23 protein-coding genes are annotated in these 22169 nt (G+C 68.4%); 12 read left to right on the top strand and 11 right to left on the bottom strand.

Annotated features, from left to right (window positions below):
- Positions 1-582: a hypothetical protein gene (locus AC1DSO_RS02355; RefSeq protein WP_477067304.1), complete on the bottom strand. Its 582-nt coding sequence runs from the start codon at positions 580-582 to the stop codon at positions 1-3.
- 142 nt (positions 583-724) lie between these two features.
- Here AC1DSO_RS02355 and coaBC point away from each other — a divergent pair, with 142 nt between their 5' ends.
- A complete protein-coding gene (gene coaBC, locus AC1DSO_RS02350; protein WP_477067303.1) occupies positions 725-1948 on the top strand; it encodes a bifunctional phosphopantothenoylcysteine decarboxylase/phosphopantothenate--cysteine ligase CoaBC in 1224 nt (407 codons plus the stop codon).
- 68 nt (positions 1949-2016) lie between these two features.
- Positions 2017-2484: a dUTP diphosphatase gene (gene dut / locus AC1DSO_RS02345; protein WP_477067302.1), complete on the top strand. Its 468-nt coding sequence runs from the start codon at positions 2017-2019 to the stop codon at positions 2482-2484.
- Here the strand turns inward: dut and AC1DSO_RS02340 are convergent.
- Positions 2481-2618, bottom strand: a complete 138-nt coding sequence (locus AC1DSO_RS02340) for a hypothetical protein (protein WP_477067301.1) — start codon at positions 2616-2618, stop codon at positions 2481-2483. The two genes, dut and AC1DSO_RS02340, sit on opposite strands and share 4 nt — an antisense overlap.
- A gap of 386 nt (positions 2619-3004) precedes the next feature.
- On the opposite strand from AC1DSO_RS02340, the gene AC1DSO_RS02335 reads away from it, so the two are divergent.
- The 4 genes from AC1DSO_RS02335 to AC1DSO_RS02320 all read left to right on the top strand — a co-directional run bounded on the left by AC1DSO_RS02335 (position 3005) and on the right by AC1DSO_RS02320 (position 8290).
- Positions 3005-4810: a methyl-accepting chemotaxis protein gene (locus AC1DSO_RS02335; RefSeq protein ID WP_477067300.1), complete on the top strand. Its 1806-nt coding sequence runs from the start codon at positions 3005-3007 to the stop codon at positions 4808-4810.
- A gap of 142 nt (positions 4811-4952) precedes the next feature.
- Entirely contained in the window at positions 4953-6083 is a 1131-nt protein-coding gene (locus tag AC1DSO_RS02330; RefSeq protein WP_477067299.1) for an HlyD family secretion protein, read from the top strand.
- A gap of 13 nt (positions 6084-6096) precedes the next feature.
- Positions 6097-7680 carry a DHA2 family efflux MFS transporter permease subunit gene (locus AC1DSO_RS02325; RefSeq protein ID WP_477067298.1) on the top strand — a complete coding sequence of 528 codons (1584 nt, stop codon included), beginning with the start codon at positions 6097-6099 and terminating at the stop codon, positions 7678-7680.
- 1 nt (position 7681) lies between these two features.
- A complete protein-coding gene (locus tag AC1DSO_RS02320; RefSeq protein WP_477067297.1) occupies positions 7682-8290 on the top strand; it encodes a TetR/AcrR family transcriptional regulator in 609 nt (202 codons plus the stop codon).
- A gap of 120 nt (positions 8291-8410) precedes the next feature.
- On the opposite strand, the gene AC1DSO_RS02315 is transcribed toward AC1DSO_RS02320, so the two are convergent.
- From AC1DSO_RS02315 to AC1DSO_RS02295, 5 genes are all read right to left on the bottom strand, one after another.
- On the bottom strand, positions 8411-9226 hold the full coding sequence (locus AC1DSO_RS02315; RefSeq protein ID WP_047413811.1) for an enoyl-ACP reductase FabI: 816 nt from the start codon (positions 9224-9226) through the stop codon (positions 8411-8413).
- A 78-nt stretch (positions 9227-9304) separates the two neighbouring features.
- Positions 9305-11209, bottom strand: a complete 1905-nt coding sequence (locus tag AC1DSO_RS02310; protein WP_477067296.1) for an O-linked N-acetylglucosamine transferase, SPINDLY family protein — start codon at positions 11207-11209, stop codon at positions 9305-9307.
- An 18-nt stretch (positions 11210-11227) separates the two neighbouring features.
- Positions 11228-12442, bottom strand: coding sequence for a beta-ketoacyl-ACP synthase I (fabB, locus tag AC1DSO_RS02305; protein WP_477067295.1), 1215 nt, complete (start codon positions 12440-12442; stop codon positions 11228-11230).
- A gap of 87 nt (positions 12443-12529) precedes the next feature.
- Positions 12530-13045: a 3-hydroxyacyl-[acyl-carrier-protein] dehydratase FabA gene (gene fabA, locus AC1DSO_RS02300; protein WP_477067294.1), complete on the bottom strand. Its 516-nt coding sequence runs from the start codon at positions 13043-13045 to the stop codon at positions 12530-12532.
- Between the two features lie 59 nt (positions 13046-13104).
- Positions 13105-13653, bottom strand: a complete 549-nt coding sequence (locus tag AC1DSO_RS02295; protein WP_477067293.1) for an SH3 domain-containing protein — start codon at positions 13651-13653, stop codon at positions 13105-13107.
- A 72-nt stretch (positions 13654-13725) separates the two neighbouring features.
- Between AC1DSO_RS02295 and AC1DSO_RS02290 the strand changes: the two genes are divergently transcribed.
- Entirely contained in the window at positions 13726-14712 is a 987-nt protein-coding gene (locus AC1DSO_RS02290) for a 2-hydroxyacid dehydrogenase (RefSeq protein ID WP_477067292.1), read from the top strand.
- A 2-nt stretch (positions 14713-14714) separates the two neighbouring features.
- On the opposite strand, the gene AC1DSO_RS02285 is transcribed toward AC1DSO_RS02290, so the two are convergent.
- Together AC1DSO_RS02285 and AC1DSO_RS02280 are read right to left on the bottom strand one after the other, a co-directional pair.
- Entirely contained in the window at positions 14715-15674 is a 960-nt protein-coding gene (locus AC1DSO_RS02285; protein ID WP_477067291.1) for an alpha/beta fold hydrolase, read from the bottom strand.
- Between the two features lie 58 nt (positions 15675-15732).
- Complete coding sequence (locus AC1DSO_RS02280; RefSeq protein WP_477067290.1) at positions 15733-16470, bottom strand: HesA/MoeB/ThiF family protein; 738 nt, start codon at positions 16468-16470, stop codon at positions 15733-15735.
- A gap of 19 nt (positions 16471-16489) precedes the next feature.
- Between AC1DSO_RS02280 and hslV the strand changes: the two genes are divergently transcribed.
- The 4 genes from hslV to hslU all read left to right on the top strand — a co-directional run bounded on the left by hslV (position 16490) and on the right by hslU (position 19811).
- Positions 16490-17092 carry an ATP-dependent protease subunit HslV gene (gene hslV, locus AC1DSO_RS02275; RefSeq protein ID WP_477067289.1) on the top strand — a complete coding sequence of 201 codons (603 nt, stop codon included), beginning with the start codon at positions 16490-16492 and terminating at the stop codon, positions 17090-17092.
- The gene (locus AC1DSO_RS02270; protein ID WP_477067288.1) at positions 17089-17586 is read left to right on the top strand and encodes a GNAT family N-acetyltransferase; all 498 of its coding nucleotides are present in this window, start codon (positions 17089-17091) and stop codon (positions 17584-17586) included. Before hslV ends, AC1DSO_RS02270 begins: the two co-directional genes overlap by 4 nt.
- A 69-nt stretch (positions 17587-17655) precedes the next feature.
- Positions 17656-18522 carry a DUF4440 domain-containing protein gene (locus AC1DSO_RS02265; protein ID WP_477067287.1) on the top strand — a complete coding sequence of 289 codons (867 nt, stop codon included), beginning with the start codon at positions 17656-17658 and terminating at the stop codon, positions 18520-18522.
- Positions 18519-19811 carry an ATP-dependent protease ATPase subunit HslU gene (gene hslU, locus AC1DSO_RS02260; RefSeq protein ID WP_477067286.1) on the top strand — a complete coding sequence of 431 codons (1293 nt, stop codon included), beginning with the start codon at positions 18519-18521 and terminating at the stop codon, positions 19809-19811. Before AC1DSO_RS02265 ends, hslU begins: the two co-directional genes overlap by 4 nt.
- A 115-nt stretch (positions 19812-19926) precedes the next feature.
- Here hslU and AC1DSO_RS02255 read toward each other — a convergent pair whose 3' ends face one another.
- Together AC1DSO_RS02255 and AC1DSO_RS02250 are read right to left on the bottom strand one after the other, a co-directional pair.
- Positions 19927-20841 carry a methylated-DNA--[protein]-cysteine S-methyltransferase gene (locus tag AC1DSO_RS02255; RefSeq protein ID WP_477067285.1) on the bottom strand — a complete coding sequence of 305 codons (915 nt, stop codon included), beginning with the start codon at positions 20839-20841 and terminating at the stop codon, positions 19927-19929.
- Positions 20842-20884: 43 nt separating this feature from the next.
- Positions 20885-21361: a DUF2244 domain-containing protein gene (locus AC1DSO_RS02250; RefSeq protein ID WP_477067284.1), complete on the bottom strand. Its 477-nt coding sequence runs from the start codon at positions 21359-21361 to the stop codon at positions 20885-20887.
- A gap of 52 nt (positions 21362-21413) precedes the next feature.
- On the opposite strand from AC1DSO_RS02250, the gene nth reads away from it, so the two are divergent.
- The gene (gene nth / locus AC1DSO_RS02245) at positions 21414-22121 is read left to right on the top strand and encodes an endonuclease III (RefSeq protein ID WP_477067322.1); all 708 of its coding nucleotides are present in this window, start codon (positions 21414-21416) and stop codon (positions 22119-22121) included.
- Positions 22122-22169 lie beyond the last annotated feature (48 nt).

Raw genomic sequence — 22169 nt, 5'->3', positions numbered from 1 at the left:
CTAGCCGTTCTCGGCCAGCTCTCGGTCGCGCTTCTTCGACGCCGAGGCCCGGCGCGCCTCACGGGACTTCTGTTCGTCCCAATAGGCCGCGCCTTCATCCGGCTTGAACATCGTGCGCGGCGCGCCTTCGCGCGACACCACCGCGAAGACGTTGTCCTTCGGGTCATAGATCAGCAGGTCGCCGTTGGACCGTTTCAGCGTCTCGACGCCCTTAGGCGGATCGCTGATGAAGGCGTGGACCTTGGCCACATAGTCATCAGCCGACTTGGCCTCGAACGTCGCGCCGTTTCGCTCGAACGAGCGCTGGGCGTTCTCCTCGGCCGAGCGGGTCCGGTTGGCCGCCCAATAAGGCTTGCCCGCCACCAGCTTGACCGGCGCGTCGCGCGGATCACTCCGCCGGCCGCTGTCGCCGCCGCCCGTATCCGTCGCCGGCGAGGTTCCCTCGACGCTGGCCCGTTCGCCCGCCTTGGGCGCCTTCACGGCCGAGGCGCCGCTGTCGCAGGCCGACAGGCCAGCCGCCAGCAGGACCGTCACGGCGGCCCCGAAGAGACGCCGCCTTAAGAGATGTCGCGCAATCTTCATGATCGTGTTCGCCCCATTGCTCTACCTTTACGTTTATTGAACGAAAGCGGAACACGAGTCGAGTCCCTATCTTCGGGCTGGCGCTTTGTCCCGCGGATGGGCATGTGCTGGGGCGAACGACACGCCAGAAGCGGAGCGCGACGTGGACGACGGGAACAGAGGCGAGAAGCGGGTTCTTCTGATCGTCGGCGGCGGGGTCGCGGCCTACAAGGCGCTGCTGCTGACCCGACTGCTGCGCAAGGCGGGCGTCGGCGTACGGCCGATCCTGACCAAGGCCGGGGCCGAGTTCGTCACGCCGCTGTCCCTCGCCGCCCTGGCCGAGGACAAGGTCTATGACGACCTGTTCTCGCTGACTGACGAGGCCGAGATGGGCCATATCGAGCTGTCGCGCTCGGCCGACCTGGTGGTCGTGGCCCCGGCGACGGCCGACTTGATCGCCAAGGCCGCCAACGGCCTGGCCGGAGACCTGGCCTCCACCACCCTGCTGGCCACCGACAAGCCGGTGCTGATGGCGCCGGCCATGAACGTGCGGATGTGGCTGCACCCGGCCACCCAGCGCAATATCAACACCCTGAAGGCGGACGGCGTCAGCTTCGTGGGTCCCGACGAGGGGGCCATGGCCTGCGGCGAGTTCGGACCCGGACGCCTGGCCGAGCCTGAAGAGATCTTCGCGGCGATCATCGCCATGCTTGAAGGTCCCGCTGGCCGGCCCCACGAGCGCCCATTGGCCGGCAAGCGCGCCCTGGTCACCGCTGGCCCGACTTTCGAGCCGATCGATCCGGTGCGCGGGATCACCAACCGTTCCAGCGGCAAGCAGGGCTTCGCCATCGCCGAGGCGCTGGCCAAGCTGGGCGCCGAGGTCACCCTGATCGCCGGACCGGTCGCCCTACCGACCCCGGTCGGCGTCACCCGCATCGACGTCGAGACCGCCCGCCAGATGCTGGCCGCCAGCCAAGCCGCCCTGCCCGCCGACGTCGGCGTCTTCGTGGCCGCCGTCGCCGACTGGCGCGTCGATGAGGCGTTCGGGACCAAGCTGAAGAAGGAAAAGGGCGGCCCGCCGGCCCTGACCTTCGTCGAGAACCCCGACATCCTGGCCACCCTCTCGGCCACCGGACCGCGACGGCCGAAGCTGGTCGTCGGCTTCGCGGCAGAGACCGACCACGTCGAGGACCACGCCCGCGCCAAGCTGGCCCGCAAGGGCTGCGACTGGATCATCGCCAATGACGTCACCGAGCCCGGCGTAATGGGCGGCGGCGAGAACGCCGTGCTGCTGGTCACCAAGGACAAGACCGAGCGCTGGGATCGCGCCGCCAAGGATGTGGTCGCCGCCCAGATCGCCCAAAGGATCGCCCAGGCTCTCGCCTAGCCCTCTGGCCTGAGGCCCGGCAAATCAGCTACAGCCGGGCGGTCTTCCAAGATCCAGGAACCGCCCGCATGTCCGCCATCCCCGCCGGCCTCGCCATCCGCTTCAAGCGTTGGGAAGGCAATGCCGACCTGCCGGTTCCGCACTACGCCACCGCCGGGGCGGCGGGTTTCGACCTGCGCGCCTCCGTGCCTGAAGCCGAGCCGATCGTGCTGAAGCCCGGCTCGCGCTGCATGGCCCCGACGGGCTTTTCGGTGGCGGTCCCCGACGGCTGGGAGATGCAGGTGCGGCCGCGCTCGGGCCTGGCCTTCAAGAACGGCGTCACCGTGGTCAACGCGCCCGGCACCGTCGACAGCGACTATCGCGGCCAGGTCTGCGTGCTGCTGATCAATCTGGGCGAAGAGGACTTCACGATCCGCCGGGGCGACCGCATCGCCCAGGGCGTCATCGCCGCGGCCCCACAATGGCCGCTGATCGAGGTCGAGGATCTGGACGCGACCGATCGCGGCGCCGGCGGCTTCGGTTCGACGGGGGTCTAGCCCCCAGCGTGCGCGGCCCGCAGACCCAATACCAGATAGCCGCCAAAGCCGGCGGCGAAGGCGCCTGCCGCCATCCAGAGCACTGGGCGGATCATGTCCAGCGGCGACTGGCCAATCGGGGGATGGGACTTCATCTGAACCTCCTGCGACCTGGAGCTGGGCCGGCGGGAACTCGCCGGAGGAGATACGCGCTCCGGGCCGCATGGTTGCGTCGGGGAACGGCTTTTACTGTGCCGTGATTCCGGCCCAAGCGGAAATTCGGCGCGGCCGCGCCGGGCGATCTCGCGCTTCCGAGTAGAGCGGGATCTATCCGGACACGGATCATTTCTAAAAGCGCCGCCGACAGGTATAGATCACCGCGTCAAAACGTCGCGACTCGTAAAGGCCCTTACTCTACTTGGATTGGCGACAGGTTCGGAACTCCGAACCTCGCCTAACAGCGGTCTTTATTGAAATCGTGCCGGTTTATTAACCGTGCTGGGGCAGTTGTTGCTGGACGACGAGATCCAGGACACCGCTCATGTCTAATCTGAAGGTTGCGCACAAGCTCTTGCTGGCATTCGCGATGCTGGTGGCCGGCGTCATCGCCGCCGGCGCGCTGGTCGCGTTCAGCATGGCCTCGATCCAGAAGATCACGGCGTTGAACGCGCGCAGCTACGCCTATGTCGACGCAATCGGCGACACGACGGGAGCCTTGGTCGAGGAGCAGAACGCCGTGCGCGGCTATGTCGCCAGCCTGGACGCCTCGTTCCTGAAGAAGCGCGCCAAGTACGGCGCTGAGTACGAGGCGGCTTTCACACGCCTTCAAGCCGGGGCCGAGGGCGCCGACCAGAAAGCCCGCATTGACGCCCTGAGCGCGGCCGTCGCGGTGTTTCACGGTGAGATCGACAAGCAGATCGCCGACGCCGACAATCCCGCGACCCTGGAAGCGGCGCGCCGGGAGATCGCCTCCACCGGCCGCCTGACCGCTAGCCGGAAGGCGCTGGAGGCCATGGCGAAGGTCGAGGACCAGCAGTTGACCGCCCGCGCCGCGCGACAGGCCAAGGCCTTCCGCGCCGGCCTTTTCACCCTGGCCGGCGGCGGCGGCGTGGCCATCGGGGTGGCGATCTTGATGGGCTGGCTGCTGTCGAACGCCATCGCCGCGCCGGTCACCGCCATGACCGCGGCCATGCGCCGCCTGGCCGGCGGCGATAACACCGTCGATGTGCCGGCCGTCGGCCGCAAGGACGAGATCGGCGGCATGGCTGACGCCGTCCTGACCTTCAAGGACGCCGCGATCGAGAAAATCCGCCTGGAGGGCGTGGCCGCCGACCAGCGCGCCGAGGCCGAGCGCCAGCGCGAGACCGGCGACGCCGAACGCCAGGCCAACGCCCGTGAGCAGACCCTGGTCGTCTCCCGCGTCGGCGAAGGCCTCGAAGCCTTGGCGAGCGGCGATCTCACCGTTCGCCTGAACGAGGCCTTCCCGCCCGCCTATCGCAAGCTGCAGGGCGATTTCAACGCGGCCATGGATCAGCTGGCCCAGACCATGGTCGTGATCAACGGCGCGGTCGGCGGCATCCAAGCCGGTTCGGGCGAGATCAGCCATGCGGCCGACAACCTGTCCAAGCGCACCGAACAGCAGGCGGCCAGCCTGGAAGAAACCGCCGCCGCTCTGGACCAGATCACCGCCACGGTCCGCCGCACGGCCGACGGCGCGAGCAGCGCCCGCCGCACGGTCGACCTCGCCCGCAAGGACGCCGAGACGGGCGGCGAGGTCGTCGACCGCGCCGTCGCCGCCATGGGCCAGATCGAATCCAGCTCGCGCGAAATCGGCGCCATCATCGGCGTGATCGACGAGATCGCCTTCCAGACCAACCTTCTGGCCCTGAACGCCGGCGTCGAAGCCGCCCGCGCGGGCGAGGCCRGTCGCGGCTTCGCGGTCGTCGCCCAAGAGGTGCGGGCCCTGGCCCAGCGCTCGGCCGAGGCCGCCAAGGAAATCAAGGCGCTGATCAACGCCTCGACCCGGCAGGTCGACGAGGGTGTCAGCCTCGTCGGCGAAACGGGCGAGGCCCTGGGCCGGATCATCGCCGGCGTGCAGGACATCAACCGCATCGTCGCCGAGATCGCCGCTTCCGCCGCCGAGCAGTCGACCGGCCTGCAGCAGGTCAATACCGCCGTGAACCAGATGGACCAGGCCACACAACAGAACGCGGCCATGGTCGAGGAAAGCACCGCCGCCAGCCACGCGCTCTCGAACGAGGCGCGGGAACTGGGTCGCCTGGTGCAGCGCTTCCGCCTCGCCGAAAGCGGCCAAAACCAGCGAGGCAAGACCCGTCACGCCGCCTGAGATCGGCGGCGTCAACAAACCTTCGCCGAAAACTTTTCCAGTCGTCGTTGATTTTTGGACGACTGCGTCCATTTATCCCTTGAAGCGCGCGTCGGAGGGGACTATCCGGCGCGCTTGAAGCCGTTCGACAAGGGTTTGGGTCATGGCGTCGCCTGAAAATTCCGTGGGCGTGAAAACCGCGGGTCACAAGAAGCTGGTTCCGGTGGTCGTGGGCGGGGTCGTCCTGGCCGGCGTGCTGGTCGGAGGGACCCTGTGGTTTCTCGACAAGCAGCGCTATGAAGCCACCGACAACGCCTTCGTCCAGGCCGACACCGTGCAGGTCAGCCCGCAGGTTTCCGGCTATGTCGCCGAGGTGCTGGTGGCCGACAACCAGCGCGTCGAGGCCGGCCAGGTGCTGGCCAAGATCGACCCATCGACCTTCCAGGCCCGCCTCGACCAGGCGATCGCCAATGCCGGCGCCGCCGACGCGGCCATCCACGCCATCGACGACAAGTCGAGCCTCGAGCAGGCGATGATCGCCCAGAAGGCCGCCGGCGTGACTAGCGCCCAGGCCGACGCTGGCCGCGCCAAGGCCGACCTTGAGCGTTACGACGCCCTGGCCAAGCAAGGTTGGGTCTCGCAGCAGAAGGTCCAGACCGAACGCGCCGGCGCCACCCAGACCGCCGCCGGCGTCCTCAGCGCCCAGGCGGCCCTCGAGGCCGAACGCCGCGCCGCCCAGTCGCTGGGCTCGGCCAAGGCCCAGACCATCGCCCAGGCCGCCGCCGCCCACGCCGCCGTGCAGCAGGCCAGGCTGGACCTGGAGCGCACCGTGATCCGCGCGCCGGTCGGCGGCGTGGTCGGCGCCCGCTCGGTCCGCCCGGGTCAGTTGGTCCAGCCGGGTGTCGCCCTGATGTCGGTGGTGCCGCTAGGCCAGGCCTATATCGTCGCCAACTTCAAGGAGACCCAGGTCTCGCGCATCCGCGTGGGCCAGCCGGTCGAGATCAAGGCCGACGCGTTCGGCAAGCAGAAGATCGTTGGCAAGGTCGACAGCTTCGCCCCCGCCACCGGCCAGGAGTTCGCCCTGATCCCAGTCGAGAACGCGGTCGGCAACTTCACCAAGATCACCCAGCGCTTGCCGGTGAAGATCGTGGTCGATCGCAGCCAGCTGGGCGCGGCCCTGCGTCCCGGCCTGTCGGTCGAGATCAAGGTCGACGTCCGCGACCGCTCGGGCCTCTCGTTCGCCGAGGCCGGCCAAGCCATGCCTCAGGTCGCCCGCCAGGGCGTGGCGCGCTAGGGGCGGACGCGTCATGACCGACGCCGTCCTCCCCGCGTCTTCGGCGCCCGCCGCGCCCGAGATCAACTGGACCAAGCTGTTCCTCGGCTTCGGGGCCATGGTCATCGGCCAGTTCATGGCCATCCTCGACATCCAGATCGTGGCGGCCTCGCTGCCGCAGATCCAGGCTGGCGTCGGAGCCAGCACCGACCAGATCAGCTGGATCCAGACCGCCTATCTGATCCCGGAAGTCGTGATGATCCCACTGTCGGGATATCTGTCGCGGCTTTGGGGCACCCAACGCCTCTACCTGATCTCGTGCACCGGCTTCATCATCATGAGCGTACTGACGGGCCTCAGCTCGTCGATCGACATGATGATCCTGACCCGGGCCCTGCAGGGCTTCATCGGCGGGGCGATGATCCCGACGGTGTTCGCCGTGGCCTTCACCGCCTTCCCGCCCGAGCGGCGCATCACCGCCAGTGTCATCATGGGCCTGATCGTCACCCTGGCGCCGACCGTGGGTCCCACCTTGGGCGGCCACCTGACCGAGGCGCTGTCCTGGCGCTGGCTGTTCTTCATCAACGTGCCGACCGGCCTGATCGTGCTGTTCGGCGTCTATCGCTGGGCCGATTTCGACAAGGGCGATCCCAGCCTGTCGAAAGGCTTCGACTGGTTCGGCCTGGCGGTGATGGCGATCTTCCTGATGAGCATGCAGTTCGTGCTGGAAGAAGGCGCCAAGGACGACTGGTTCGACGACACCGCCATCCTGTGGCTGACCGTGGTCGCCGTCCTGGGCGGCGTGACCTTCATCTGGAGGCAACTGACCTACCGCAACCCGATCGTGGAGCTGCGCGCCTTCGCCAACCGAAACTTCACCGTCGGTGTGCTGATGACTGCCGTCTCTGGGGCCAGCCTGTTCGGCGGCACTTTCCTGCTGCCGCAGTTCCTGGGCCGCGTGCGCCACTATTCGGCGTCCGAAGTCGGCACGACGATGGTCGTCTCGGGTCTGTCGATGTTCCTCACCGGCCCGATCGCCGGGCGCCTGGTGCGCAAGACCGACCCGCGCGTGCCGATGTTCATCGGCTTTCTTTTGGCCGGCTGGGGCATGTACATGGCCCACGCCGTGACCAAGGACTGGGGTTTTTGGGAATTCGCGGGCGTTCAGGCTTGCCGGGGCGTCGGGGTCATGATCGCCATGATCGCGACCCAGCAGATCACGATGAGCACCCTGCCGCCACACATGGTCAAGAACGCCTCGGGCATCGTGAACCTCTCGCGCAACACCGGCGGGGCGATCGGCCTCGCCCTGCTGGCCACCTCGATCACCCAGCAGACCGCGCTCTACTACGACGACATGACCTCGAAGGTGATGCAGGGCGGAGCAACGGCCAACATGATGGCCGGCCTGACCGAGCGCATGATGCAGCTGGGCGTCGCCGATCCCGGCGGCGCGGCGCGCAAGGCTATCGGCGGCATGATGCAGCAGCAGGCCACGGTGATGGCCTTCGGCGACAGCTTCACCCTGCTGGCCATCGGCTGCTTCGTCGCCGCCGGCGTCTCGCTGCTGGCCGCGCCGGTCAGGAACGCTCCCCCGCCGCCTTCGGACGCCCACTGATATGCCCCGCGTTCCCGGACAGATCGACGTCGCCAAGACCGAGGCCATCCTCGACGCCGCCGTCGAGGTGATCGGCGAGCGCGGCCTGGCCGCGCCGATGGAGGCGATCGCCCGCCGGGCGGGGGTCTCCAAGCAGACCGTCTACAACCACTACGGATCCAAGGCCGAGCTGATGCGGGCTCTGATGCAGCGCCGGGTTGACGCCATCACCGCCTCGCTCCGCGAGCCCGGGGCGGTGGACAATCCGACCGCGACCCTTGAGGCCTATGCGCGCTCGGTTCTGGAGACGGTGATCACAAACAAGAACTATTCAATGCTGCGCGTGATCATCCTGGGCTCGGGCGAGATGCCCGATGTCGCCCGGGAGGTCTTCGAGGCCGGCCCCCTCGCCGCGCGCCGGCAGTTGGCGGCATTCCTGAAGACCGAAACCGAGCTTGGCCGCATGAAGGTCGAGGACTTCGACCAGGCGGCGGAGTTCTTCTCCGGCATGGTCATGGGCCAGAACCAGCTGCGCTCGCTGCTGCGCCTGCCGTCCGACAAGACCCCCGAACAGTTCGGCCGCCTCGCACGGGAAGCGGCCGAACGTTTCATGCGGGCCTACGCCCCGTAAGCCGCAAAAATCCTGTCATCCCGGCCGCAGCGAAGCGGAGAGTCGGGACCGCCACAGGCTCGGAGCTTCCGGCGGTCCCGGCTCGGCGCGCTGCGCGCTTGGCCGGGATGACAGTAAACTTTACGCCTCCTCGGCGTCCGGCATGCCCATCATGTGGAAGCCGGCGTCGACGTGGACGACTTCGCCCGTGGTCGATTTGCCCAGGTCCGAGGCCAGCCACAGTGCGCAGCCGGCGACGCCTTCCATCGAGGTGTCTTCCTTCATGGCGCTGAACGCCCGGCCTTGGGCGATCATGCCACGGCCGCCGGCGATGCCGGCCAGGGCCAAGGTTCGCATGGCCCCCGCCGAGATGGCGTTGGCGCGGATGCCCTTCGGCCCCAGGTCGCGGGCGATGTAGCGGGTGGAGGCTTCCAGCGCCGCCTTGGCCACCCCCATGGTGTTGTAGTTCGGGATGGTCCGCTCCGACCCCAGATAGGTCATGGTGATCAGCGAACCGCCGTTGGGCATGATCTTCGAGGCCCGCTTGGCCACGTCCACGAAGCTGAACGCCGAGATGTTCATGGCCAGCAGGAAGCCTTCGCGGCTGGTGTTCTCCACGAACGAGCCCTTCAGCTCGTTCTTGTTGGCGAACGCCACCGAGTGGACGACGAAGTCCAGCGTGCCGAACGCCTTTTCGATTTCGGCGAAGGCCGCATCCATCGAGGCGTCGTCGGTGACGTCGCAGGGGATCATCGTCTTGACGCCGATGCTTTCAGCCAGCGGCCGCACGCGACGCTCCAGTTCCTCGCCTTGGTAGGTGAAGGCCATCTCGGCGCCCTGGGCGGCCAGCTGGCTGGCGATGCCCCAGGCGATCGAGTTGTGGTTGGCCACGCCCATGACGAGGCCCTTCTTGCCCCGCATCAGCTCGCCCTTGGGGAACGCGTAATCGTCGGCCATGTGTCGGGCCCTCTTTTTCGCAAATCGTTGACCGTGGTTAGCAGGGGCTCGCGCCGGGCGGAACCCTTTCCGGTCGGCTCAGCGAGCGGCCATACCCGTGAAGGCGGCTTCCAGTGATCGGGCGAAGGCGGCCGGATCGAAGACGCCCGAGGTCTCCAAGGCCTTGCTCAAACGCGCTTTCAACGCCGCCAGCGCCGTTCGATCGGCCACCAATCCGACGGCCTTGGCGATGTAGGCGGCTTCACTCGCCGCGATCAGCTCCGGCAAGCCGAGCGCGGTCAGCAGGCTGGCGCCGACCCGGCTGGCGAAGCTCGCGCCCGGCAGGGTCAGCAGCGGGACGCCCATACGTAGCGCGTCGCTAGCGGTGGTGTGAGCGCCGTAGGGCCAGGTATCGAGCATCAGATCGGCCAGGACGTGGCGGGCCAGGTGTTCGGCGTGCGGCGCGGGCTTGGCGAAGATCAGGCGCTCCGGCGCGGTCCCCGCTGCGGCAGCATGGGCCCGCAGGTTCTCGGCCGCCCCCGGCGCACCAGCATAGAGCCACAGGATGCTCTCCGGCACGGCCTTCAGGATCGCCATCCAGGCGGCGAAGGTTTCCGGCGTGATCTTGGACGGATTGTTGAAACAGCAGAAGACGAAGGCGCCGCCCGGTAGACCCATCTGGGTCCTACTCGGCGGCGGTATGACCGCGCCCAGGGCGTCATTGGGCTGGTAGAGCGGCAGGCGAACCACCGCCTCGGACCAATCGGACTCAGCGCCGGGCGGAACGGTCACCACGTCGGCGATCACGACGTCGGCATGGGCGCCCAGCGTGCCCGGATAGCCCAGCCAACTGACCTGAACCGGCGCGGCGCGATGGGCCAGGATCCCGGGACGGCCGTCCTGGGTGTAGCCCTTGAGGTCGACGGCGATGTCGACGCCCGCCTCGCGGCACAGGGCGGCGATCGCTGCGTCGCTCAGGCCGCGCGCCTCGATCCAGTGTTCGCAGGCCGCCTTCAACCTGGCCTGCATCGGGCCGCCGGTCTCGGGGCCATACGAGACGACGAAGATCTCGAACCGCGACCGATCGTGCGATTCCAGCACCCCGACCAGGAGGCGAGCGGTCGCGTGCTCGTGCAGGTCCGAGGACAGATAGGCGATGCGGATCCGCTCGCCCGCCGGTCGGACCGGCCATACCGGCGGCGTAACCGCCGGCGGCGCGCTCAGCTGGGCGCAGCGGCGATGCAGGACCGGGATGTCGAAGATCGCCAGGGCCGCGAACGGCGCGATGGATGGCCGGCCGAGCTTCAAGTCCGCCTTGACCAGCATGTCCAGCGCCGCGTCCTCGCTCCAGTCGCAGATCTGGCGGCGCGCCCACATCAGGTCGCCCGCGACGCGGGGATAGAGCGGGTCGAGCTCCAGCACGCCTTCCAAGTCCCGCGCCGCCTCGGCCGGACGGTTCAGCAGCGACAGGAGAGCGGCGCGGTTGGCCAAGGCTCTCGCCTCGCGCGGCGCGGCGCGGACGGCCAGGTCGTGGGCGGCCAAGGCCTCCTCGAACCGGCCCAGGTCAGTGAGCGCGATCCCACGATTGCAGAGAGCGTCGACGAAGCCGGACTCGACGGTCAAGGCCGCGTCATAGGCGGCGAGAGCTTCGCCAGGTCGTCCGAGGCGTCGGAGGGAGACACCCAAGGCGTTGAAAACCGGCGGGTTCTCGGGGTCGCCGGCCAGTGCCGCCCGCGCCGCGACCACCGCTTCCTGGTCCCGCGCCAAGGCCGTCAGGGCCAAGGCTCGGGCCGATAGTAAGCCGGCGCGCTTAGTATCCAGCGCCAGGCCGGCGTCCAGCGCGGTCAGCGCCGCCTGGGCCTGGCTCAAGGCCAGCCGCGTGACACCGAGCAGATGCCAAGCCTCGACGCTGGGGGACTCGACCACCAGTCGCTCGCACAAGGCGGCGGCCTCGGCCATCCGGCCGGCTTGATAGAGGGCGAAGGCTTCGCGGGCGGTCGTCAAACGCGCCCCCGCCTGACCTTAGTCGACGCGGCTGAAGATCAGTGTGCCGTTGGTGCCGCCAAAGCCGAAGCTGTTGGACATCACCGTCTCCAGCGGCTTGTCGGCGCGCTGGCGCAGGATCGGCAGGTCGGCGAACTCGGGGTCCAGCTCCTCGATGTGGGCGCTCTCGGCGGCGAAGCCGTTGTTGAGCATCAGGATCGAGTAGATGGCCTCCTGCGCGCCGGCCGCGCCCAGGCTGTGGCCAGTCAGGGACTTGGTCGACGAGATCATCGGCGGCTTGTCCCCAAACACCTCGCGCACCGCGCCCATTTCCTTGCTGTCGCCGACCGGCGTCGAGGTGCCGTGCGGGTTCAGATAGTCGATGGTCCGGCCACCGGCCTCGGCCATGGCCAGCTTCATGCAGCGCGCCGCGCCCTCGCCCGACGGGGCGACCATGTCGTAGCCGTCGGAATTGGCCGCGTAGCCGACCAGTTCGCCATAGATCTTGGCTCCGCGCGCCTTGGCGTGCTCGTATTCTTCCAGCACCACGACACCCGCGCCGCCGGCGATCACGAACCCGTCGCGGGCCTTGTCATAGGCGCGGCTGGCCACGGCCGGACGGTCGTTGAAGTTACTGCTCATGGCGCCCATGGCGTCGAACAGGTTCGATAGGGTCCAGTCCAGCTCCTCGCAGCCGCCGGCGAAGACGATGTCTTGCTTGCCCAGCTGGATCTGCTCGGCGCCCGCGCCGATGCAATGGGCGCTGGTCGCGCAGGCCGAGCTGATCGAATAGTTGATCCCGCGGATCTTGAACCAGGTCGACAGCACCGCCGACGGGCCCGAGCTCATGGCCTTGGGCACCGCGAACGGACCGATCCGCTTGGGACCCTTTTCCTTCGTGGTGGCGGCGGCCTGGACGATGATGCTGGTCGAGGGACCGCCGGAACCGACGATCAAGCCGGTGCGCTCGTTCGAGACCTCGGTCTCGCCGAGACCGGAGTCGGCGATCGCCTGTTCCATGGCGATGTGGGCATAGGCCAGGCCGGGCGACAGGAAACGCGCCGCACGGCGGTCGACCAGCGACTCCCATTCAATCTGGGGCGCGGCGTGAACCTGACAACGGAAGCCCAGCTCGGCGTATTCGGGGGCGGCGACCACCCCCGACTTGGCCTCGCGCAGCGACGCCAGGACTTCATTGGCGTTGTTGCCGATGGACGAGACGATTCCCAGTCCGGTGACGACGACGCGACGCATGTCTCTAATCCTCTTCTCCCCCCAACCATCAGGGGGCCGGCTCTCGAACGGCCGGTCTCGTCCAATGGATCTTTGTCTTCTAGCCGATCAAGACGCCATCTGCTCGGCCGTGAACAGGCCGACCTTCAGGTCCTTGGTTTCGTAGATCACCTTACCATCGGCTTCCATCACGCCATCGCCGATTCCCATGACCAGCTTGCGCATGATGACCCGCTTCAGGTCGATCTTATACACGACCCTCTTCACGTCGGGCGTGACCTGGCCGGTGAACTTGACTTCGCCAACGCCCAGGGCGCGGCCACGGCCGGGGCCGCCCGACCAGCCCAGGAAGAAGCCGACCAGCTGCCACATGGCGTCCAGGCCCAGGCAACCCGGCATGACCGGGTCGCCGATGAAGTGGCAGCCGAAGAACCAGAGGTCCGGATGGATGTCGAACTCGGCCTCGACATAGCCCTTGCCGTACTTGCCGCCGTCGGACTCGATCCGCACGATCCGGTCGAACATCAGCATCGGCGGAGCCGGAAGCTGAGCGTTTCCGGGGCCAAACAGCTCGCCGCGGCCGCAGGCCAGAAGTTCTTCGAAGGTATAGGCGTTCTTCTGCATGGGGACGCCCTAGCACGGCGGCGGGTCAGGTCTCAACGTTTCCCTGTCGAAGGACGTTCCTAGCCCTTGCGGCACTGGACCACCGGATCCGCGCCCCAGATGTCGCTTTCCCTCGCCCAGCCGGACGAGCCGTCGGCGCGTAGCCGGCACCAGCCCTTCTCGCATTTGTCCAGGCTGGCGATGGACCGACCCTTCAGATAGGCGCTGATCTTGGCCCCCGCCTTGGGGGCGCCGAACAGGGGCAGGTTCGTCGGCTGCACGCGCATGGCTGAGCGCCGGCCGTCGGTGGTGCGCTTGTGCACCCAGGCCACGCCGCCCTCGGGATCGCAGATCCGCCGCCACTCACGCGTTTCGGCGATCACCTGCACGGGCAGGCCCTTGACGTGGTAGATCCACAGCAGCTGGTGGGCCTCGTCCGGGCCGTTGCGCGCATTGACCTCGGCGTATTTCAGCGAGACGTAGCGCGGCACTTCCAGGCCCGACGGGGTGATCTTCGGGCCCTCCGCGGCCGCCGGCCCGGCCAGGACGGACACAATTCCGACCACGGCCAGGGCGAAACCGGCTCCAAGTGGCGTGCGAGACGAACGTTGTTCTGTTTTCGACGGCATGTTGCTTGGCCCCTTCGGGCCCCTTTGCTACAGCTTTCAAACGCCCGTCAGTGAGAGCTTTTCAAACCGCCCATGGCCGCCCGCAAGCTCAAAGTCATCGTCACCCGCAAACTCCCCGATCCGGTGGAGACGCGGATGTGCGAACTGTTCGACACCGAACTGAACGTCTCCGACAACCCCTTGACGGCGGATGAACTGGTCGACGCCATGAGCCGGGCCGACGTGCTGGTGCCGACGATCACCGATCGTATCGACTCCCGCCTTCTGTCGCGATCCGGCGATCGGCTCAAGCTGATCGCGAATTTCGGGGCCGGTGTCGACAATATCGACGTCGCCACCGCCAACGCCCGCGGCATCATCGTCACCAATACGCCCGGCGTGCTGACCGAAGACACCGCCGACCTGACCATGACCCTGATCATGGCCGCCTCCCGCCGGATCGTCGAAGGCGCCGAAGTGGTCAAGGCGGGCGGCTTTCACGGCTGGTCGCCGACCTGGATGCTGGGCCGCCGCCTGTGGGGCAAGCGCCTGGGCATCATCGGCATGGGCCGGATCGGCCAGGCCGTGGCCCGCCGCGCCAAGGCCTTCGGCATGCAGGTGCACTATCACAACCGCAAGCCCGTCAGCCCGCGCATCGCCGAGGAGCTGGGCTGCACCTATTGGGAAAGCCTGGACCAGATGCTGGCCCGGATGGACTTCGTCTCGGTCAACTGCCCGCACACCCCGGCCACCTACCACCTGCTGTCGGCCCGCCGGCTGAAGCTGCTGCGGCCGCACGCCATCGTCGTCAACACCGCCCGCGGTGAGGTGATCGACGAGGGGGCCCTGGCCAACATGCTGGCGCGCGGCGAGATCGCCGGCGCCGGCCTGGACGTCTACGAGCACGAGCCGGCGATCAATCCCAAGCTGCTGAAACTGCCCAACGTCGTTCTGCTGCCGCATATGGGCTCGGCCACGGTCGAGGGCCGGATCGACATGGGCGAGAAGGTCATCGTCAATGTGAAGACCTTCATGGACGGCCACCGCCCGCCGGACCGGGTGATCCCGTCGATGCTTTAGGACTAACGCGCGGCCGCCGGCGGATGCGCCGTCAGCCAGGCCTTCAGGTCATCCGCCGATCGTTGCGGGATCTGCTCCATCGGCAGGTGGCCGACGCCGGGATAGAGGATCAGGGTCGCGCCCGGTATGGCCTTGTGAAACGCCTCGCCGTCGGCGGCCGGGATCAGCCGGTCGTCCTGACCAAACATCACCAGGGTCGGGACGTGGATCCGCGCCAGATCCGACGCCGTGGCCACCCGGCGCGGCCGCTGGCCCAACAGGATATCGCGGTGGCCCGGCCCACGCGCCAGGTCGACATAGCGCTCCACCAGGGCCGGCGTGACCAGTTTCGGATCCACATAGGCCGAGCGCAGGGCCTGGGTCATCAGGGGGCGGATCTCGATGTCCTTCAGCACTCGGCGGCCGACCGGATTGCCGAGGAATTTGAAAATCATGCCGCCGCCCCGGCCGGGCGTCGGCCAGCCGGCGGCGTCGACGAGGATCAGGCGGTCCACCCGATCAGGATGGTCCAGGGCATAGGTCCAGGCGACCTCGCCGCCCATCGAATTGCCGCCGAGGGTGAACCGTGAAAGGTCGAGACGCCGGGTGAGATCGTCGACCACCGCCTCGTAGCCATCCGGACGCACGACATAGGCCGCGCCGGTGCGCGTCAGACCATGGCCCGGCAGGTCGAGAACCACCACCCGGTAGTCGGTCGACAGCGCCTTGACCCACTCGTCCCAGGCGTGGGTCGAGGCCGCGAAGCCATGGACCAGCACGATCACCGGCGCCTCGCGCGGGCCGACGTCGCGATAGTGGGCACGCACGCCGGGCAGGTCCACGTACTGGGAATCCGCATAGCCATACCGCGCCTCCAGCGTGGCGTACGGTATGTCGGGCCGTTGCAACAGCAGCCAGCCGATCGTCGCCAGCACGACGATCAGCACCAGGGCGGTCGTGAGACCGCGCGCCAGGGTCTTCATGCCGCCCTCCCCGCGACGCCCTTGTTGGATTTGAGCGAACGCTGTTCCGTCAAATTCGTCAAGCGCCACAGGCCGTGCAATGGGGATCGGCCCCGATCCGCACGGTGCGGGTCTCGGCCGCCAGGGCGTCATAGATTAGCAGCTTGCCGGACAAGGGCTCGCCGGCCCCGGCGACCAGCTTGACCGCCTCCAGCGCCATCATCGAGCCGATCACGCCGGCCAGGGCCCCAACCACGCCGACCAAGGCGCAGGTTTCGGCGTCGGGTGGGGTCTCCGGCACCAGACAGCGATAGCAGGGCCGGCCGTGGAACACCCCGACCTGGCCGGTCCAGCGGCCCAGGGCGCCGCTGACCAGCGGCTTGCCGTGAGTAAGGCAGGCGTCGCTGACCGCGAAGCGGGTGGCGAAGTCGTCGGTGCCGTCGAGCACGAGGTCATACCGCGCCACCAGGTCGCCGGCGTTGATCGCGTCCAGCCATACCGGATGGGTCTCGACCGTCGTATGCGGGTTAAGCGCCGACAAGCGCTCGACCGCCGCCTCGACCTTGGGTCGGCCGACGTCGGCGGTGGCGTACAGTACTTGGCGCTGTAGGTTCGACAGCGACACCACGTCGGGATCCGCCAAGCCGATGGTCCCGACCCCTGCGGCGGCCAGGTACAGCGCCGCTGGCGCGCCAAGCCCCCCGGCTCCAACCACCAGCACCCGCGCGGCCTTGAGCTTCTGCTGCCCGGGACCGCCGACTTCGCGCAGCACCAGATGGCGGGCGTAGCGCTCGACCTCGACTTCCGAGAAGCTCATCGGGAAAAACTCATGGCGCTTGACCCTCCGGCCCGGCCTCGCCACATGCGAAGCCATGCAAAGCTCGACTTCCTTCCCCGACTGGCACGGCACGACCATTCTGGCGGTGCGCAAGAACGGACAGACCGTGATCGCCGGTGACGGACAGGTCTCCATGGGCCAGACCGTCGTCAAGGGCAACGCCCGCAAGGTGCGCCGACTGGCCGGCGGCAAGGTGGTGGCGGGCTTCGCCGGCGCCACGGCCGACGCCTTCACCCTGATCGAACGGCTTGAGGCCAAGCTGGAGCAGTATCCTGACCAGCTGGCCCGCGCCTGCGTCGACCTGGCCAAGGACTGGCGCACCGACCGCTATCTGCGCCGGCTGGAGGCCATGTTGCTGGTGGCCGACAACACCGCCATCTACACCGTCACCGGTGTCGGCGACGTGCTGGAGCCGGGCGAGGCCGGCGACGGCAATGCCGTGGCCGCGATCGGCTCGGGCGGCAACTACGCCCTGGCGGCCGGCAAGGCCCTGATCGACCAGGACCTTTCGGCGGAAGAGATCGCGCGCAAGGCGATGGCCATCGCCGCCGAGATCTGCGTCTACACCAACGGCAACCTGACGGTCGAAAGCCTGTCGTGAGCTACAGCTTCCGGCCCGCGACGCGCCAGGATCTGCCGATGCTGCGCAGCTGGCTGGAAACGCCGCAGGTCGTGGCCTGGTGGGGAAACGCCGACGAACAGTACGCCCTGTTGGACGAGGACCTCGCCAACCCGCTGATGACCATGCTGATCGTCGAGGTGGACCGTCAGCCCTTCGCCTACGCCCAGCACTACGACGTCGGCTCCTGGCCTCAGCCCCATTTCGCCGACCTGCCGCCGGGCAGTCGCGCCATCGACGCCTTCGTCGGCGAGCCGGACCTGCTGGGCGTCGGCCATGGCGGGCGGTTCCTGCGCCTGCTGGCCGAGAGACTGCTGGCCGCCGGCGCACCGCGGGTCGCCATCGATCCCGACGTCGACAATCCCCGCGCCCGCCGCGCCTATGCTCGGGCCGGCTTCCGCGAGATCGGCGTGCGCGAAACGGGCGAAGGCCCGGCGATGGTCATGGTGTTCGAACCGGCCGTCGAAGCCTCGTAGGCTTTGGTCGCAATTGGCGTGCGTGGCGGGTTTCCAGGGGCTTGGCTCGAGCCAGGGGAGGATCCTGCCATGTTCAAGACCATGCTCAAGACCGTTCTGGCCGCCGGCTTCGCGCTGGCCTTCGCCCATGCCGCCCAAGCCGCGCCCCAGATAGCTTCCAAGGCCCCCGCCCGACAGGTCGAGGCCGCCGAGCGCGCCTTCGCCGCCGACGGATTGACGATGGGGATCAAGAGCTCGTTCCTGAAGCACATGGCCGACGACGCGATCGTCTTCGGCCCTGGCCCGGTCAGCGCCAAGGCGCTCTATGGCGGGCGCTCAGGCGAAGGCGAGCCAAAGCTGGAATGGTGGCCGGCCTGGGTGGTGGCGGCCAGGTCGGGGGACCTGGGCCTGTCCATCGGTCCCTCGGCGATCAATGGCAAGCGCGGCGGCTGGTACGCCAGCATCTGGCGCAAGGACGCCGATGGCCAGTGGCGCTGGATCTACGACGGCGGCGGACCGGCCGACGCGGTCTCGGCCCAAGGCCCGGAGACGCGCGCCGAAGTCGGTTCGGTGGCCGGATCGGGTGAGACTTCCCCCGCCAAGGCCTTCGACGCCGTGCGGGCGCGCGAAGCCGCCCTCGCTGAAACCGCCAGCAAAAACACCGCCGAGGCCTACAAGGCCTTGCTGACCCAGGACGCTCGTATGCTGGGCCCGCGCGGCACGCGGACCCTCGCGCCGAACGCCGTCGAGGCGCGCTTGGCCCTGCGCCCGGCCACCATGGCCCTGACCCTGCGCGGCGGCGGCGCGTCCAAGGCCGGCGACTTCGTCTGGACCCACGGCGAAGCGCAATGGCGTGAAGCGGCTCAAAATTCGGTCGCGGGGCACTATATGCATGTCTGGCAGAAGCGCCCCGACGGGTGGCGCCTGATCTTCGAGGCCCTGATCAACGACCGATGACTGAGTTTTCCCCCCGCGAGATCGTTTCCGAACTGGACCGCTATATCGTCGGCCACAACGAGGCCAAGAAGGCCGTCGCCGTGGCCCTGCGCAACCGCTGGCGCCGTCGCCGGGTTCCCGCCGACCTCCGGGACGAGGTGACGCCCAAGAACATCCTGCTGATCGGCCCCACGGGCGTGGGCAAGACCGAGATCGCCCGACGTCTGGCCAAGCTGGCCCAAGCCCCGTTCTTGAAGGTCGAGGCCACCAAGTTCACCGAGGTCGGCTATGTCGGCCGCGATGTCGACCAGATCGTCCGCGATCTGGTGGAAAGTGCGCTCGGTATGGTCCGCGACAAGCGCCGCGCCGCCGTCAAGGCCAAGGCCGAGGCGGCCGCCGAGGAGCGGATTCTGGACGCCATGACCGGCCCCGGTTCGACCGCCGCCCGCGACAGCTTCCGCAGGAAGCTGCGGGCCGGTGAGCTGGACGACAAGGAGGTCGAGCTGCAGCTAGCGGACACCGGCGGCCAGAGCTTCGAGATCCCCGGCCAGCCGGGCGCGGCGGTGCTGAACCTGTCGGAGATGATGAAGTCGTTCAGCGGCGGGCGCACCAAGACCCACAAGACCACCGTCTCCGCCGCCTGGGCCCCGCTGATCGCCGAGGAAAGCGACAAGCTGCTGGACCAGGAAGCCCTGACCCAGGAGGCCCTGGAGCTGGCCGAGAACCACGGCATCGTCTTCCTGGACGAGATCGACAAGGTCGCCAGCTCGTCGCAGCGCTCGGGCGCGGACGTCTCCCGCGAGGGCGTGCAGCGCGACCTGCTGCCGCTGATCGAGGGCACGACGGTCTCGACCAAGTACGGACCGGTCAAGACCGACCACATCCTGTTCATCGCCTCGGGCGCCTTCCACGTCGCCAAGCCGTCGGACCTGTTGCCCGAACTGCAAGGCCGCCTACCGATCCGCGTCGAGCTGAAGGGCCTGTCGCGCGACGACATGCGCCGCATCCTGACCGAACCGGAAGCCAACCTGATCCGCCAGCATCAGGCCTTGATGCTGACCGAGGGCGTGACGCTGACCTTCACCGACGAGGCGATCGACGCCTTGGCCGACGCGGCCGTGGCCGTGAACGGTTCGGTCGAGAACATCGGCGCCCGCCGGCTGCAGACGATCCTGGAGAAGGTGGTCGAGGAGATCAGCTTCTCGGCGGCGGATCGCAGCGGCGAAACGGTCGCGATCGACGCGGCCTATGTACAGGAGCGGATCGGCGCGCTGGCGGCGAACGCGGATCTCAGTCGCTTTATTCTGTGACGCCGCAGGCCCCCACCTGATCGCTTCGCGATCGTCCGCCCCCAGCGGGGGCGGAAGGTTGGATCCTTCTTCCCCCTTTGGGGGAGGAGCGCCGTAGGCGCGGAGGGGGCGAGTATCAGCCCGCCTTAGCCACCGCCTCCATCCCCAGCATCGCCGCCTTGCGCGCCAGGCCCCAGTGATAGCCGGTCAGCCGGCCGCTCTTGGCGATGGCGCGGTGGCAGGGGATCAGCAGCGAGATCGGGTTGGCCCCGATGGCCCCGCCCGTGGCCTGGAACGCCTTGGGCTTGCCGGCCCAACAGGCGACCTGGCCGTAGGTGGCGGTCTCCCCGGCCGGGATCTGCAACAAGGCCTTCCAGACCTGGACATGATAGGGCGAGCCGATCAGCACGATCGGCAGCGGCCTCTCCCCGCCCGTGAAGGCGTGGACGGCGGTGGCCAAAGCGGCCTCGTCATCGCGCGTCCAGTCGGCGGCCGGGAACCGGCGGTGCATGTCGGCGAACACAAGCTCGTCGTCGCCATCCGAAAAGGCCAGGCCGGCCAGGCCGCGGTCGGCCATCACGAACAGGCCTTTGCCGAACGGCGTCGGGGCCCAGCCCCAGCGCAGCCGCATGCCCGCGCCGCGCCGGCGCACCTCGCCCGGCGTCGCCGCCTCCTGGGCGATGAACAGGTCGTGCAGGCGCGAGGGGCCGGACAGGCCGGCGTCGAAGGCCGCGTCCAGCACGGTGCCGCCGGCCTCGAGCGAGCGCCGGGCCTCGGCATGGGCGATGGCCGAGACGAAGCTCTTGGGGCTGACCCCGGCCCAGCGGGTGAAGATGCGCTGGAAGTGGAACGGCGACAGGCCGACGGCCTGGGCCGCCTCGTCCAGCGACGGATGATCCGACCACCGCTCGGCCAGCCAGTCGAGCGCGCGAGCCATGCGGTGGTAGTCGACCGAGCGCTCCGCCAGACGGACCAGCTCCTGGCTGGCCGTCTCGGAAATCGCCGCCGACAACGGGTTTTCTTGAGGGGAAGCGTCGTATGCCATGCTCATAAGGTACGACCCTCGTCCAATGGCGTCCGCCCGGTTCTTGCTGTCATGACCAGCGCTCGCTTCTGGCGGCGCGGATGGCGTCCCGCAGGGCGTTGGCGAAGGTCATGCGCTCGTCCGGACTCAACGATCGGGCCAAGGTCAAGCGCTTGCGGTAGATCATCAGCCGCACCCGGGTCTCGTGCTCGCCCGGCTGGTCGACATCGACACGCGTGAAGGCGGTCGGCGAGGTCCAGACGGTGCGCGCGCCCTTCTCGTCCTCGCGACTGACCGTGACCGCCTCGGCGGTGACCTGCACCCGTTCGACCCGGCGGGCGGCGCGGTCGCTGGCGCGCAGGGCCAGCCACAGCGCCAGAACATCCAGGCCCAGGAACGGCAGCACCGGCGGCGCGCCTACCACCAGCAGGAAGATCGCCACCAGAACGTTGAACGCCATCACCACGCCCAGCAGCACGGCCGCGCCTTGCGGCGTCAACGAGCGGTGGGGCGCGATCACGCGGTCCATGTAAATCGGCATGGCCATGCCCTGAATTTAGGAGCCTCCCTCGCGCTTGGCGAGCGGCGCGCATCACGGCATGGTCCGGCCGATGGCCAAAGCCCCCGCTCCAAAGAAGAAGAAGCCCGCGCAGAAGCGGATCAGCCCCGCCGAGCGCGAACGGGTCGAGGTGCTGTTCGACCGCTTCGAGAGCCTGGAGCTGCGGCCCAAGACCGAGCTGAACTACGCCAACCCCTACGAGCTGGTCACCGCCGTCGCCCTGTCGGCCCAGGCCACCGACGTCAGCGTCAACAAGGCCACCGACAAGCTGTTCAAGGTCGCCAATACGCCGGAGACGATGCTGGAGCTCGGCGAGGCGGGCCTGATTCCGTACATCGCCTCAATCGGCCTCTACCGGACCAAGGCCAAGAACGTCATCGCCACGGCCCATATCCTGGTGAACCAGCACGGCGGCCAGGTCCCGCTGAACCGCGAGGCGCTGGAAAGCCTGCCCGGCGTCGGCCGCAAGACCGCCAGCGTCGTGCTGAACGAGCTGGACATCGAACCGGCCATCGCCGTCGACACCCACGTCTTCCGCGTCTCGCACCGGCTGAAGCTGTCGACCGGCAAGACGCCCGACGCGGTCGAGCAGGACCTGATGCGGATCGTGCCGCCGCCCTACCAGACCCGCGCGCACCACTGGCTGATCCTGCACGGTCGGTACGTCTGCGTCGCGCGGCGGCCCAAGTGCGAAATTTGCAAGATCAGCGACCTGTGTCCGTCGCGGGAGCTATTTCTGGGGGCTTAAGACCTTGCCCCCTCCGGGCCTTCGGCCCTCCTCCCCCGGAGGGGGAAG

This window comes from Caulobacter sp. P4_E5 (assembly GCF_056401555.1).
The sequence above is the reverse complement of the archived record's forward strand: the minus strand, read 5'-3'. Positions and strand labels throughout refer to the sequence as shown.